We start from the raw sequence: 14,504 nt of genomic DNA on the forward strand, positions 1-14,504 counted from the left end.
AAGGGGGAACACACGATTGATTCGATTTGAGGAAGTTACCAAGATTTATGAGAGTGGCAAAAACCAGGTCAAAGCACTCAACAATGTGAGCTTTGAAATAAATAAAGGAGAGATTTATGGAGTAGTTGGATACAGCGGTGCAGGGAAAAGCTCGCTGCTGCGGTGTGTCAATCTGCTTGAGAAGCCTACCTCCGGAAGGGTGCTGGTGGACGGAGAGAACATGGCTGACCTTTCACCGAAGGAGCTCAGGAAAAAACGGAAAAACATCGGCATGATTTTTCAGCATTTCAATCTGCTGAATGCGAAAACCGTGTTTGATAACATAGCAACGCCTCTTTATCTCCAGGGAGAAAAAAAGACTGTCATTAAAGAAAAAGTAAATAGTCTGCTTGAATTTGTCGGGCTTTCCGAACATGGACATAAATACCCTGATCAACTGTCAGGCGGTCAAAAGCAGCGGGTGGGCATTGCACGCGCGCTGTCCACGGACCCGGAGATTCTGCTGTGTGATGAGGCCACCTCGGCACTTGATCCGCAGACCACTTCAAGCATCCTGGAGCTATTAAAAAAAATCAATAAGGAATATGACATTACTATTCTGATCATCACCCATGAAATGAATGTGATCCGTGAGATTTGCAGCTCGGTCGCGGTGATGGAGAAAGGTAAAGTGATCGAGAAGGGCAGTGTTTTTGAAGTCTTTTCCCGGCCGAAAACAGAAACCGCCCGCCGATTTGTGAGCTCCGTCCTTCAGGATGAACTCCCTGATTCGCTGAAAACCATCCTGAGGAACCAGGATAAAAATCATCAGGTGTTCCGGATTGTTTTTACAGGAGCTTCTACAGGACAGCCGCTTTTATCTCAAATTTCGAAAAAATTTGATGTCGATGTCAGCGTGCTGTACGGGCATGTTACCGAACTGCAGGATGTTCCATTTGGAAATCTCGTGGTTCAGTTGATTGGGGACGAACAGGAAATCCGCAGGGCCGTCTTTTTTGCAGGACAGGTCGATGTGGAAGTAAGGGAGGTTATAGAACATGCCAGTTGATTGGAGTACATTCTGGGTCGACATCCTGGATGCGACGGGTGATACATTGATCATGGTCGGTGTTTCGTTATTGGCATCGGCAGTGATCGGCATCCTGCTTGGTATCATTCTAGTTGTAACTAGAAAAGGCCACATTCTTGAAAATCTGCCTTTATTTAATGTGCTGAATGCCATTGTGAACGTTCTCCGTTCCATACCGTTTATCATTCTCATGGTAGCCATCATTCCGTTTACACGTTTAGTCGTAGGAACATCCATCGGGACAGCGGCTGCGATCGTTCCGTTGATTGTATACGCAGGACCTTACATCGCCCGGCTGGTAGAAAACAGCTTGCTGGAAATCGACCCGGGGATCGTGGAGGCTGCGGAAGCCATGGGTGCAACGCCTTGGCAAACCATTTTCCGCATCCTGCTCCCGGAAGCCTTCAGTTCATTGATCCTGTCATTGACCACGGCGACCATCGGTTTGGTAGGTGCTTCTGCAATGGCCGGTGCAGTTGGAGGCGGTGGCCTTGGTGATTTGGCTATTGCTTACGGGTACCAGCGGTTTGATACGGACGTCATGATTGTGACGGTGGTACTGCTCATTATCCTGGTGCAAGGGTTACAAAGTTCAGGAAACGTGATTTCAAGAAAATTAAGAAGAAGATAGCAACAACAGAAAAGGGAGAGATACATCATGAAAAAATATCCACTTATCATTTTAGTCATCGGGGTGCTGCTGTCAGCTTTTTTAAGCGGATGCAGCGGCGGAAGCAAAGAGGGGCAGGAAAAAGTAAAAATGGGCATCAGCGGATCGGACAGTGATGTCTGGAAATACATTGCCGAAAAGGCTAAAAAAGAAGGAATCGATCTCGAAATTGTAGAGTTTTCCGATTATGTTCGTCCCAACCAGGCACTGGCGGACGGAGATATTGACGCAAACTCGTTCCAGACCATTTCTTACTTCAATTCCTTTAAAAGGGAACATAAATTGGATTTAGCACCGATTGCCACAACCGTGATCGCTCCGATGGGCGTTTACTCAGAAAAATACAAAGACATCAAGGATATTCCTGATGGTGCAACCATTGCCCTCCCGAATGAGGCGACAAATATGGGCCGCGGACTTCTCTTGCTGCAAAGCGCAGGTCTCATCAAGCTGGAAAAGAATTTTGACGGCAACGGAGATTTGAAAAAAGTTGTCGAGAACAAGAAGCATTTAAAGCTTAAGCCTGTGGTTGCCGGACAAACACCGCGCGTGCTTCCGGATGTCGCAGCTTCCATCATCAATAATGGGGTCGCAGTGGATGCAGGAATGAATCCAAAGAAGGATGCGATTTATCTGGAAAGCAAAACCGCCAAGCCGTACATTAATATTATTGCAGTACGAACAGAAGATAAGAATAATAAGACCTTAAAGAAAATCGCGAAGATTTATCAATCCAAGGATACTGCCAAGAAAATTAATGAAATCTATAAGGGCGCAACCATCCCAACGTTCGTCCCATTAAGTGAAATAGGAGAATAAAAGAGAGAGAAAGGATCTGAGAAAATGACTGTCATCAGCCGTACTGTAGAGGAAATTCAAGAGCTTATCACTGTGAATGTAGAGGAGAATGCAGCAACATACATTGCGACCTCGCATGAAATCCATGAAAATCCGGAAATCGGAAATGAGGAAATTTTAGCATCCAGGCTTCTGACCTCATTGCTCGAACGAGAGGGATTCAAGGTAGAACGTGGTGTAGCTGGCCATGAAACATCGTTTGTTGCCAGCAAGAAATCCGCACTGGACGGCCCAACGATCGCGTTTCTGGCCGAATACGATGCGCTGCCGGGGCTTGGGCATGCCTGCGGCCATAACATCATTGGAACCTCAAGTGCGGCTGCGGCGATTGCTCTTGGATCCGTAATTCATGAAATTGGCGGTGAAGTCAAAGTGTTTGGTACACCGGCTGAAGAAGGCGGGGAAAACGGAAGTGCAAAAGGCAGTTTTGTAAAACACGGAATGCTTGAAGGCATAGATGCAGCCCTGATGTTTCACCCGGGTAATGCCAACCGTATCACGGGAACATCCCTGGCGGTTGATCCTCTCGATTTTGAGTATATCGGTAAACCTGCCCATGCGGCAGCCGCACCGGAAAAAGGCATCAACGCTCTTGACGCCGTCATTCAACTGTTTGTCGGCATCAACGCCCTCAGGCAGCATGTACCGGATGATGTGAAAATTCACGGGATTATCACTCATGGCGGAGATGCGCCGAACATCGTTCCGGAATACGCAAAAGCGCGTTTTTACATTCGCGCCGCTACACGCGCCAAACTGGATGAGGTGACGAAAAAGGTAAAAGGGATTGCAGAAGGCGCTGCCCTTGCAACAGGTGCAACGTTAAATGTGATCGCCTTTCAAAATCAGGTAGATAATCTTTTACTGAACCGATCCTTTGATAAAGTTTTTCAAGAACAGCTCGAAAGCCTTGGTGCTGAAGTAGACAGTTCACATCGGAGCGGTCTGGGATCCACTGATGCCGGTAATATCAGTCAAGTGGTTCCAACCATTCACCCTTATCTGCAGATTGGACCAGAAAGCCTGGTTGGACATACCGATGAGTTTCGCGAGGCAGCCATTTCACCGGCAGGAGACCATGCACTCATTCTCGGGGCCAAGGCACTGGCATTAACCGCATTGAAACTTCTGACAGATGAAGAAGTGCTCTCCGGAATCAAGCAGGAATTTAAAGGAAACAAAGCGAAGGAGCTTGCTTCGGTTTAAGGTCTGTTTTTTTGGGATGATTGGATCACTTGAACCGAATTCTAAAATGATTATGAAGTAAACCTATTTCATTACTCTGACGTCTCCGAAGCGGAAAAACCTCTCAAAGAACGGGAGGTTTTTCTTTTTAACACGCAGAGTGGTACGATAATCTCAAGGAGGCGTTACATATGATAAAAAGCATTTCAGATACAGCGGTACTGCATAACGGTGTTCGGATGCCGTGGCTGGGGCTCGGCGTCTATAAAGCGGAGGATGGCCAGGAGGTCATTAACGCTATTCAATATGCACTTGAAGCAGGCTACAGAAGCATTGACACAGCTTCGTTTTACAAAAATGAAGAAGGTGTGGGAAAGGCGCTAAAGCAGTCTGATGTTTCAAGGGAAAATCTTTTTATTACTACGAAAGTATGGAATACGGAACAGGGATACGAAACCACATTGCAGTCGTTTGAAGAAAGCAGAAAGAAGCTCGGCCTCGATTATGTGGATCTGTTTTTGATCCATTGGCCCATTTCCGGCAAGTATAAAGACACTTGGCGAGCATTGGAACATCTCTATAAAGAGGGAAGGGTAAAGGCCATCGGAGTTTGCAATTTTGAAATCCACCATCTGGAGGACCTGCTCGCTGACTGCGAAATTGTACCAATGGTCAATCAGGTGGAGTTTCATCCCCGCCTGACCCAAAAGGAATTGCTGTCCTATTGCAAGGACAAAAATATTCAGCTTGAAGCATGGCGGCCCTTGTTAAAGGGAGAAATCTTCGATGAGCCTGCTTTAGTGGAACTGGCAAAAAAATATGAAAAGACGGTGGCACAGGTTATTCTCCGCTGGGATCTTCAAAATGGTGTCATCACGATACCAAAGTCTGTGAATAAGGAAAGAATCTATCAAAACAGCGATATCTTTGACTTTGAATTAAGCAGGGAAGACATGGAACAGATCGACGCATTAAATACGAATCATCGAAACGGACCCGATCCGAACGACTTTTAAAAGCAAAAGCAGTAAGATTGTCACAAAGGGCCTTCTGTTATAGAACAGAGGGCCTATTTTTTATTTTGTTATAAAAAACTGTTGCACATCTTTGTTAATGTGTTATATATTATTTTACAAGATAATAAACTGTTTTATAACAGAATAAAAACGAAGAGGAGGAAGTTAAATGGATTGTAAAGGATGCCAAGGACATGGTGAGGAAATTTGCATGGAATGCAATGGTTCAGGTAAGCACAGAAACGGGAATTGCCCGGATTGCCAGGGTGACGGATGCGTATGCTGCAAACGGTGCAACGGAAACGGAATCATTGATTAAAGAGCCAATTGAACGTTTGTGAGGTACATGATTGCCACATTAACTAAGGAGTGAAAAATGATGAATCCAAAAGAAACGGCTGAACAAATCAAGGAGAGCTGGAACGACAAGCGATGGGAAGGGATAGAAAGAACGTATACTGCAGAAGAGGTTGTCAGATTAAGAGGTTCGGTTCAAATTGAGCATACTCTTGCAAAAAGAGGGGCTGCGCGGCTATGGAAATCACTGCAGGGAGAGAGCTATGTTCATGCGCTGGGAGCTTTGACAGGGAACCAGGCCGTTCAGCAAGTAAAGGCAGGACTGAAAGCGATCTACTTAAGCGGCTGGCAGGTAGCGGCAGATGCCAACCTTTCTGGCCACATGTACCCGGATCAAAGCCTGTATCCGGCAAACAGTGTGCCTAATGTGGTGAAAAGGATTAATCAGGCCTTGCAGCGGGCCGACCAAATTGAGTTCTCCGAAGGAAAAACAGACACCGACTGGTTTGTACCTATTGTTGCAGATGCAGAAGCCGGATTTGGCGGTGCGCTTAACGTTTTTGAAATGATGAAGGCGATGATTGAGGCAGGAGCTTCCGGCGTGCATTTTGAAGATCAACTGTCCTCGGAGAAAAAATGCGGCCACCTTGGAGGAAAGGTGCTGCTGCCAACACAGCAGGCCGTGCGCCATCTGATTTCTGCAAGACTTGCCGCTGACGTGATGGGGGTGGATACGATCCTCATCGCACGGACAGATGCCAATGCAGCTAACCTGATTACAAGTGATGTTGATCCGTATGACCACCCGTTTTTAACGGGTGACCGTACAGCGGAAGGATTTTACAGAACAAGTGCTGGAATTGATCAAGCCATTGCCAGAGGACTTGCCTATGCTCCATACGCAGACCTCATCTGGTGTGAGACATCAGAGCCCAACCTTGAAGAGGCACAGAAGTTTGCAGATGCGATTCATGAACGTTTTCCTGGTAAAATGCTCGCGTACAACTGTTCACCTTCCTTTAACTGGAGAAAGAAGCTGGATGATGAAACAATTGCGACTTTCCAGCAGCAGATTGCAGCCATGGGCTACAAGTTCCAGTTTGTTACACTGGCAGGCTTTCATGCCCTTAACCATGGCATGTTCGAACTGGCCAAGGAATATAAAACAAGGGGAATGGCCGCCTACTCTGAATTGCAGCAAAAAGAGTTTGCCAGTGAAAAGGAAGGCTATACGGCTACCCGCCATCAACGAGAAGTGGGTACGGGCTACTTTGATGAAGTGGCTCAGGCAATTTCAGGGGGCTTTTCATCTACAACAGCATTAAAAGGATCAACTGAAGAAGAACAATTCACAATGATCAATTGAACAATAAAAGAAGCCTGCTTTCTCTTAAAAAGAGAGCAGGCTTTTTGTTTTGCGAAGTCTACTTTGATCAAAGGATTGTTTGATATTTCCATTTTTGTATGAGAGAATATAAGGCGTATTTTGCCAATATACTAGAATGGTAACTTTTGCCGTACATAAGGGGGTTATTTTTTGTCGCTGAATTTGAAGAATGTAAACAAATCATTTGGAAAAACCCATGCGGTTTCCGATTTTACAGTGAATCTGCCCAAGGGGCAGGTGCTGGGACTGCTTGGCCGGAATGGAGCAGGGAAGACAACCACAATTAAAATGATATTGGGTCTTCTTGTACCGGACACCGGTGAAATTTTTTGGGAGGGGGCTCCCTTGGACAGAGAAAAGATTTCGATCGGATATTTGCCAGAGGAAAGGGGTTTGTACCAAAAAAGCAAGGTATCCGACCAGCTTCGGTATTTTGCAGAGCTGGAAGGAATGGACAGGCAGAAAGCTAATCAGGCAATTGATTACTGGCTGGAAAAATTAGAAATCCCGGAGCATAAAGAAAAAAAGGCCTCTGACTTATCAAAAGGCAATCAGCAGAAAATCCAGCTGATCGCCACCCTCATTCATGACCCGGAACTGCTCATACTTGATGAGCCTTTCAGCGGCCTGGATCCTGTAAATGCCAATATGCTGGCGTCCATTATCGAGGAACAGGTTAAAATGAAAAAAACAGTTATCCTATCCTCTCACCGCATGGAGCAGATTGAAACATTTTGTGAAAAGGTTTGTCTGATGAAGGACGGTAAGACGGTGATCGAAGGCAATCTTAGTGAAATTAAGCAGGATTATGGCTATCGAAATCTCACTCTTCATAATGATGGAGAGCTTGAAAACAAGCTCCAGGAGTGGAATATGATATTCGAGAAATCACTCAATGAGGTAAAGCTTAAAGTGAGGGATGAGTCGGAAGCATTTGAGTTGTTTGGCCGGCTCCACTCGGCAAATATCCCGATTCGTTATTTTAAAATGCTTGAGCCCACATTGAACGAAATCTTCCTGGAGAAGGTGAAGTAAGATGAAAAAGTTTGCGGCTATTTATAAATTCCATTTAAAAGAAAACTTAAAATCAAAAGCATTTAAAATCTCGACGACCATCATTTTTGTCGCCATATTGGCATTCTTTGCCTACTCCAACTGGGCAAATCAGAATGACAGCGGCAATAAAGATACCATTGCCATGATCAACAAGACGGAAAGCAACATAAACGTTAACGCCCTGAACAAAAACTTGGATGAAACAAAGCTGGAATCAGCACAAAAGGATGAGGAAGAGAAGTTTCGGAAAAAGGTGGAAAAAGGCGACCTGGATGGACTGTTGCTTGTCCGTGAGGAAAAAGGGATTCCGGCCCTGACGTATATTTATAAAAACTTCCCAAACAATGAAGCGGTACCCGTGGTTTCACAAGCACTGCAGCAATCGTATATCGCTGACACGATTACGAAAAATAAAATCAATCCGAAAACCGCCACATCTCTCCTTTCAACCGTGCAGGTGAAGGAAGAGGTTCTAAAGGATACCAGTAATACGTTTGGAATCGTTTATGTGTTTGTTTTCTTTATGTATCTGTTTATTATTGCGTTCGGACAAATGATTGCCACCGCGGTTGCTGCTGAAAAATCCTCACGGGTTATGGAAATCATGATTCCGAAAGTGAAGCCCATTTTGATGATGTATGCAAAAATAGCGGCCATTTTAACAGGAGCTATCGTACAGATCATAATTATCGCAGCAGCCGGTATGATTGCCTATGTGATCGGCTGGCTCGACACCGGCGAGCTATCCATTTTTGGAGCGGGAATCGACCTGTCCAATCTGACCCCTGGCGTCATTGCAGCGTTTATTACCTACTTTATATTGGGCTACCTTCTATATTCAATGATGTATGCCGCTGTCGGTTCCATGGTCAGTCGCACAGAGGACCTGGGTTCCTCCCAGTTTCCGATCATCATGCTGATAATGGGAGCGTTTTTCATAGGGATGCGGTCGCTGTTCGATCCTTCGACAACGCTCGTTGTGGTCAGCTCATATATTCCCTTTTTCTCACCGATTGTTACATTTTCAAGAATTGTAGCAGGTGAGGCAGGAACGCTTGAAGTGATTATCACCATTGCCATCCTGCTGATCTCCTTGTTGTTCATCAACCGGCTGGCAGGAAGGATTTATGTGCATGGGGTCATGCATTACGGCGGAAAGGTAAAATTCAAAGACATGATTCAACTTGCAAAAGGCAAGTGAAAAGGAAAGCCCGCAGCATGGTCTGCAGGCTTTCTCTTTTTATCTATTAAAAGTTACTATTCATTCTTTTTAAAGGAACGTATGGGAGGCGATCAGGAAGAATGGTAAACTGATAGAAGAATAGAGGAGGCGTTATCATGCTCATACAATGGAAAAAAGAACATAAAGATCAGGCGATCCGGGATATTCAGCAGTTTTTCTATGACGAAAGAGGAGAAGAAATCGGAGAGATCGCGGCAGAAAATGTTTTGGATTTCTTTGCCTCACAATTGGGACAGCACTTTTATAATCAGGGAATCAAAGATTCATTGAATGTGGTTAGAGACCGGCTTGGGGCAGTGGAAGATGATTTGTATGCTCTTGAACGGAAATGAGTAAAAGCAGCAAGGTTGTCGGCCCTGCTGCTTTTTTAATTGCTCAGCCTCACAACGGCACGAAGACGGAAGCTGCCGCTCATCTGGATTCTCTGTGCTTGCTCAGTGGATGCGTATAAGGTGTAAAAAGCCAATTCAACATTATCGCTCAGGGTTTCAGAGCCTGTAAGTGCCGTTGTCGCTTGCATCTGAAGATCCTGGGTGCTATCCTCTGTCTCTGTCACAAGGAGGTCAGGATTTCGCCTTACCGTGAGCTTTATTGTTGCAGGTTCACAGGGAAAGCCCGCTGTCCATCCGGCCGATGCTTCGATTTCTACCTTGTCTCCTTTGGACAACTGTGTAAAATGCACTGACAGGAGGGGAATTTCTTGATTAGGCGGAAGATAATCACTTGGACTGTTCAAGTCGGCTTCTTTGATGATAGCCAGTTTTTTCTGAAACGTGCTGTATCGTTTTACATCCGTGGACCTGTTTCCAAATTTAAATTTCATGCTTGTTCCTCATTCTGCTTTTTGCTAGTTTATGTGATTCAAAGGACAAGGGATTGGACCTGCGGCCATATGAGATGGTTGCCTTATGTTTACCATTTGGGAAACTAAGGAATAAATACGGGTGCAGATGAAATTAATAAGGAGTGAAATGAAATGCCATCCAAAAAGATACTGTTTGTTGTAACCAGTCATGGTACCATTGGAGATCACAAAACGGGTTTGTGGCTTGAAGAGTTTGCCGTTCCATACAATGAATTTAAAAAACAGGGCTATGAGATCAAAGTGGCAAGCATTGCCGGGGGCGCTGTTCCACTGGATCCGAACAGTCTCGAAGGGGATACAGGAGAATTTGATGAAGCAAAAGCCCTTTTGAAAGATACCCCTCCATTAACGAGAGATGATGCCCATGGATTCGATGCGATCTTTCTGCCGGGAGGACATGGGACCGTGTTTGATTTTCCGAACAGCCACGATCTGCAGGTCGTTGTTTGTCAGTTTGCAGAAGATGACAAGGTAATTGGTTCTGTATGTCACGGTCCTTCCGGACTGGTCATGGCTGCCTGTGAAAACGGAGCCCCAATTGTAAAAGGGAAAAAGGTTTCGGCTTTCACCGATTCGGAAGAAGCAGAAATGAATCTTACCGAAGAGGTGCCTTTTCTTTTGGAAACGAGATTGCGCGAACTGGGAGCAGAATTTGTAAAAGGTGATAACTGGGCTGATTTTGCTGTTGCTGACGGAAAACTCGTTACCGGTCAGAATCCTCAGTCAAGCTTAAGCGTAGCAAAGAAGGTTATTGAAGTTCTTGAAGCATAACAATTCTTACTGAAAAAGCGGTCAGAAACCAGCGCGCTGGAGCCTGGCAGCTTTTTTTTGCAAAGATGGGTGGATAAGCGGTGCAATCCTGGAGAAGCCGAATAAGATGGTATGTACAAAGGAGGAGATAGAACATGAATCTGGACAAAGACCTAAAGCCAACAATGAATGTTGTTCCTCCCGCTGTTCTCCAAAATGCGGGCTCCCACCAACCTTATCACTATTTGCTATTATGCAGGCAATATATGGGACAGTACAGTGAATTGGAAATGATGGATGGAGAGGTCTATTCTGGACTGTTAAGTTCCTATGATAGTGAAAATCTTTATATGGCTATACCCTTGAACGGGAAAGAGGCGGAAGCAAGCCGTGTCGTGTTCCCTTTTTTTGCAGGAGAACTGCATCCGGGAGTTGGACTTTTTGGCTTTCCTTTCCATGGCATACGCCGTTTTCGGCCGTATGCCTGAAGGCCTTTTGGTTCAGATGGGCAGGATTAAATAAAATAAAGGCCGATTATCAGCATGTTCATAACCTGATAATCGGCCTTTGTGCTTGTTTTGCATCTTCTTTTGTAGTTTGGTTTTTGTTTTTCTGGTCCGCAAATCGGCAAGGGCATAAATTCCCCTTTTATCCGAAGGGTTTCTTTTCCCCTCCCTGATCAACCGGTCTCTGTGTTTCCTTGCGTTGCTCTTACTCATGGTTCATCCCTCCTATTTATAGTATACAGGTGATCACTCGATTTGAAAGGGCAACCTTTCGTCATTTTCCGGGAAATAAATAGCGGATTCTTGAGCAAATTGGAGATAAGGGGGGAAGTTAGGAAACAAGGAAGAATAATGATATAATGACCCTAAATTAGTAGAACGGTGTATCAGAAGGGAGAGGATGTTGTGAAACAGAACCTGAATCTTTTTAAGGAAAGAGTGTCATTGCTTGAGCAAGCCCTTGATTTTACTAGAGTGGGTATTACCATTACCGACCCATCGCTCCCCGACAATCCGATTATTTATGTTAATAAAGGATTCCTGTCCATGGCTGGCTATGAATATGAAGAAGTGATCGGGAAAAATTGCCGCTTTCTTCAGGGGGAAGATACGGGTGGAAATTCTGTCAGGGAAATAAAAGAGGCTTTGCTGGAGAAGAGAAAAATTTCCACTAAACTGAGAAACTACCGAAAAGACGGCACGCCGTTTTGGAACGAGTTAACGATCGATCCCTTTTATCTGGAGGAGGAGGGAAAGTACTATTTCATTGGCATCCAAAATGACATCACTAAACAGGAAGAGTATCAGGAGAAGCTGGAAATAACATTGAATGAAATTGACCGTTTGTCCACACCTCTTGTTCCTGTTACAGATAATACGCTGGTTCTTCCATTGATCGGAAATCTATCCCGTGAACGGTTTGAAAAAATCACCGAAACGGTTGTTTCTGATACAAATGTCAGACACGCTACATATTTAATACTGGATCTTTCTGGGTTAGGCATGTTTGATGATCACACTTCATCCCTGATTTTTCAACTGCATCATCTTCTTAAATTGCTTGGCACGGACCTCGTGCTGACAGGGATTTCTGCCCGGCTTGCCATGAAAGCAGGCGTCAGCCATGAATTGTATCCCTTGAAAACCTATTTGTCGGTTCAAGAAGCCATCAACGAGTTGAGCAAAATATAAAAAAACAGAGTGCCGGCATCTGGGCGCTCTGTTTTTATTTTATATACATCATACGGGAGGCAAGATTCATGCCTTTGGGATACTTGAAGCCAACGATCATCCATAAACCGAAGAAAACGAAGCAGAAAAAAACGAATACAACGAGGGAAATATCCCGTAAAAAATGGTTTTGAGGCTTTTTAAATTTATATTCAATATGCCAATTTCCATCTCCCAGATTAAGAGTGTTATCGACTTTTCCTTTTGCTTTTGAAAATACATAGACGGGAACAGCGGTGCTTTTATTTCCTTTGACTGGTTTTTGCGAAAAAACAGCCAAATACTCCAGCCCTTCGATCTTTGAGGCAATGGACGAAATTTGTTCTTTGGCGGGTGAAGATAATATCTTTGAATCCTGCTGATCCAGTATTTTAAAGATTTCATTGGGGTTATGAGAAAAAAGAGTGGTGCGCTTATAGTCCTGCCATATAAAAATGGCAAACACCAAAAAACTTACACTCATAAACAGCAAGGTGAACCGGAGAAGCAAGCGGGTTGAACCTGGGGTTCCCCGTTTTTTTCGTTTCTTCTTTTTATACTCAGAAAGAAGGATAACTTTCGGATGATTCTCCATCATTTCTCACAAACCCCCTTTAAATAAATTGAATAATCATATATTCTACAAAATTTCGAATAATCCTACGATTACTTGAATGGTTATTAGGGTAAATATCTCATGGGACTATCGTTTGGCATCTGGGTATTCATGTGCTTTTTGGAAATCGGGCACGAATATATACCCATGATAGTACAATCTCTCTAGTACTTTTGTGGCTAGTATTTAGAGATTCAACTACGTTACCATTGAATTAGTCAGAACTATCAAACACTACAAAAGGAGGAAAAGCAGTGAAAAAGTTCTATTTGCCAATGTTGTTAATTGCTGCAATGATTTTGTCGATTGCCGGCTGCGGGTCCTCGACATCCAAAACGGCGAGCGGAGATGAGGTGGAACTGAAAGAAGATGGCGTTTTTTCCTTTGTCGTATCAGGCGAATTTTATCCGTTCAGCTATTCGGATAAGAATGGTAAGCTTGATGGATTTGATGTTGCAGTTGGAAAGGCTCTTGCAAAGGAAATGGGATTGAAGGCAAAAGTGGACAAGCAGAAATTCCATGGAATTGTTACGGCGGTAAAGACCAACCGGTTTGATGCAGCTGTTGCCAGCCATACCATTACTCCTGAACGAAAGAAAGCGGTAAATTTCAGTACACCATATTATTATTCCGGACCGGTTTTGTTTGTTCAAAAGGGCAGTGGCATTAAGAGTGCAAAGGACCTTAAAGGCAAAAATATTGCTGTGGCAAAAGGCTCTACATACGAAAGTGAAGCACAGAAATACTCCAAAGACATATCAGTATACGATAGTGATGTAACCGCATTGCGTGCCTTAAGCGAAAAGAAACATGATGGTGTTATTACGGATTCCATTACCGGCAAACAGGCCATCGCAAAAGGGTTTAAAGTAGAAGAAGCAGAAACACTGGGTACAAGTGAACAGGCAATTGCAGTTTCAAAGAAAGACAAGCAGCTGTTAAAAGCGATCAATAAGGCATTGGAGCAATTAAGGAAAGACGGCACATTGAAGGAAATAAGCGAAAAGTACTTGAAAACCGATATTACAAAAAAACCATAAAAATCAATGAAGAATGTGTGTTCCAATGCACATTCTTTTCTTTACAAAGGAGATGAACCAAGATTACGCATTTTTTTGAAACTTTTATTGACAGCTATCCGCTCTTCATGAAGGGATTGCTGCTTACCTTACAAATTACTGTGGTTTCTGTTTTAATTGGTACGGTAGTCGGATTGCTGTTTGCCTTTTTTAAGCTGTCAAACAGCAAAATTCTTAATTGGATTGCCAACGTGTACATAGCCATTATCAGAGGTACGCCATTGATCGTGCAGATTTTCTTCTTTTATTTTGGACTGGCGGAACTCGGCATTTCTTCATACTGGTGTGCAACGCTTGGTTTGGCGCTGCATAACAGTGCCTACATTGCGGAGATTTTCAGGGGCTCCATCCAGTCTATTAATAAAGGGCAACTCGAAGCAGGCCGTTCACTTGGGATGAGCACTGCACTTGCTATGAGGCGAATTGTGCTTCCTCAGGCATTTCGGCGCGCGTTGCCTCCGCTTGGCAACCAGTTTATCATCGGACTGAAGGACTCATCATTGGCCGCTTTTATTTCGTCTTCAGAATTATTTAATGTGGCCACCACCCAGGGGTCAAGAACGTTTGAAGAAATGACGTATCTTTTAATCGTTGCGATTTACTATCTGGTACTGGTATTGTTGTTCACCCTTTTGGTTAACAAACTGGAAAGGAAAATTGCCGGAGGAGACGAGTAGGGGGGAAAAGGTGTGGAACAG

Annotated in this window: 18 protein-coding genes; 15 read left to right on the forward strand and 3 right to left on the reverse strand. The window is 44.2% G+C overall.

Going from position 1 to position 14,504, the window contains the following annotated elements:
* Positions 1–16 precede the first annotated feature (16 nt).
* The 10 genes from BLT53_RS00215 to BLT53_RS00255 all read left to right on the forward strand — a co-directional run bounded on the left by BLT53_RS00215 (position 17) and on the right by BLT53_RS00255 (position 9,113).
* Positions 17–1,048: a methionine ABC transporter ATP-binding protein gene (locus BLT53_RS00215; RefSeq protein WP_090231875.1), complete on the forward strand. Its 1,032-nt coding sequence runs from the start codon at positions 17–19 to the stop codon at positions 1,046–1,048.
* On the forward strand, positions 1,038–1,700 hold the full coding sequence (locus BLT53_RS00220; RefSeq protein ID WP_090231877.1) for a methionine ABC transporter permease: 663 nt from the start codon (positions 1,038–1,040) through the stop codon (positions 1,698–1,700). Before BLT53_RS00215 ends, BLT53_RS00220 begins: the two co-directional genes overlap by 11 nt.
* A 27-nt stretch (positions 1,701–1,727) precedes the next feature.
* Positions 1,728–2,558 (forward strand): MetQ/NlpA family ABC transporter substrate-binding protein, encoded by an 831-nt coding sequence (locus BLT53_RS00225; protein ID WP_090231878.1) that lies wholly within the window; start codon positions 1,728–1,730, stop codon positions 2,556–2,558.
* A 24-nt stretch (positions 2,559–2,582) separates the two neighbouring features.
* Positions 2,583–3,803: a M20 family metallopeptidase gene (locus BLT53_RS00230; RefSeq protein ID WP_090231880.1), complete on the forward strand. Its 1,221-nt coding sequence runs from the start codon at positions 2,583–2,585 to the stop codon at positions 3,801–3,803.
* 170 nt (positions 3,804–3,973) lie between these two features.
* Positions 3,974–4,798, forward strand: a complete 825-nt coding sequence (locus tag BLT53_RS00235; RefSeq protein WP_090231882.1) for an aldo/keto reductase — start codon at positions 3,974–3,976, stop codon at positions 4,796–4,798.
* Positions 4,799–4,992: 194 nt separating this feature from the next.
* Positions 4,993–5,139: a hypothetical protein gene (locus tag BLT53_RS24860; protein ID WP_170834177.1), complete on the forward strand. Its 147-nt coding sequence runs from the start codon at positions 4,993–4,995 to the stop codon at positions 5,137–5,139.
* 35 nt (positions 5,140–5,174) lie between these two features.
* Positions 5,175–6,461 (forward strand): isocitrate lyase, encoded by a 1,287-nt coding sequence (gene aceA / locus BLT53_RS00240; RefSeq protein ID WP_090231883.1) that lies wholly within the window; start codon positions 5,175–5,177, stop codon positions 6,459–6,461.
* Positions 6,462–6,632: 171 nt separating this feature from the next.
* Complete coding sequence (locus BLT53_RS00245; RefSeq protein ID WP_090231884.1) at positions 6,633–7,517, forward strand: ABC transporter ATP-binding protein; 885 nt, start codon at positions 6,633–6,635, stop codon at positions 7,515–7,517.
* A 1-nt stretch (position 7,518) separates the two neighbouring features.
* Positions 7,519–8,739 (forward strand): ABC transporter permease, encoded by a 1,221-nt coding sequence (locus BLT53_RS00250; RefSeq protein WP_090231885.1) that lies wholly within the window; start codon positions 7,519–7,521, stop codon positions 8,737–8,739.
* A 137-nt stretch (positions 8,740–8,876) separates the two neighbouring features.
* Positions 8,877–9,113: a DUF2164 domain-containing protein gene (locus tag BLT53_RS00255; RefSeq protein WP_090231887.1), complete on the forward strand. Its 237-nt coding sequence runs from the start codon at positions 8,877–8,879 to the stop codon at positions 9,111–9,113.
* A 35-nt stretch (positions 9,114–9,148) separates the two neighbouring features.
* Here BLT53_RS00255 and BLT53_RS00260 read toward each other — a convergent pair whose 3' ends face one another.
* Entirely contained in the window at positions 9,149–9,604 is a 456-nt protein-coding gene (locus BLT53_RS00260; RefSeq protein ID WP_090231889.1) for a hypothetical protein, read from the reverse strand.
* A gap of 153 nt (positions 9,605–9,757) precedes the next feature.
* Between BLT53_RS00260 and BLT53_RS00265 the strand changes: the two genes are divergently transcribed.
* Positions 9,758–10,417, forward strand: a complete 660-nt coding sequence (locus BLT53_RS00265; RefSeq protein ID WP_090231890.1) for a type 1 glutamine amidotransferase domain-containing protein — start codon at positions 9,758–9,760, stop codon at positions 10,415–10,417.
* 134 nt (positions 10,418–10,551) lie between these two features.
* Positions 10,552–10,884, forward strand: coding sequence for an LSm family protein (locus tag BLT53_RS00270; protein ID WP_090231891.1), 333 nt, complete (start codon positions 10,552–10,554; stop codon positions 10,882–10,884).
* A 12-nt stretch (positions 10,885–10,896) separates the two neighbouring features.
* Here BLT53_RS00270 and BLT53_RS00275 read toward each other — a convergent pair whose 3' ends face one another.
* On the reverse strand, positions 10,897–11,115 hold the full coding sequence (locus BLT53_RS00275; protein ID WP_090231892.1) for a hypothetical protein: 219 nt from the start codon (positions 11,113–11,115) through the stop codon (positions 10,897–10,899).
* Between the two features lie 192 nt (positions 11,116–11,307).
* On the opposite strand from BLT53_RS00275, the gene ytvA reads away from it, so the two are divergent.
* The gene (gene ytvA / locus BLT53_RS00280) at positions 11,308–12,093 is read left to right on the forward strand and encodes a YtvA family blue-light photoreceptor (protein ID WP_090231894.1); all 786 of its coding nucleotides are present in this window, start codon (positions 11,308–11,310) and stop codon (positions 12,091–12,093) included.
* 34 nt (positions 12,094–12,127) lie between these two features.
* Here the strand turns inward: ytvA and BLT53_RS00285 are convergent, their stop codons facing one another.
* Positions 12,128–12,709: a hypothetical protein gene (locus BLT53_RS00285; RefSeq protein WP_090231895.1), complete on the reverse strand. Its 582-nt coding sequence runs from the start codon at positions 12,707–12,709 to the stop codon at positions 12,128–12,130.
* A 293-nt stretch (positions 12,710–13,002) separates the two neighbouring features.
* Here BLT53_RS00285 and BLT53_RS00290 point away from each other — a divergent pair, with 293 nt between their 5' ends.
* Both BLT53_RS00290 and BLT53_RS00295 read left to right on the forward strand, forming a co-directional pair.
* Positions 13,003–13,767: a transporter substrate-binding domain-containing protein gene (locus tag BLT53_RS00290; protein WP_090236585.1), complete on the forward strand. Its 765-nt coding sequence runs from the start codon at positions 13,003–13,005 to the stop codon at positions 13,765–13,767.
* Between the two features lie 107 nt (positions 13,768–13,874).
* A complete protein-coding gene (locus BLT53_RS00295; protein WP_090231897.1) occupies positions 13,875–14,483 on the forward strand; it encodes an amino acid ABC transporter permease in 609 nt (202 codons plus the stop codon).
* Positions 14,484–14,504: the final 21 nt, after the last annotated feature.

It is taken from the genome of Fictibacillus solisalsi (assembly GCF_900103485.1).
Taxonomy (GTDB): Bacteria; Bacillota; Bacilli; order Bacillales; family Fictibacillaceae; genus Fictibacillus_C; species Fictibacillus_C solisalsi.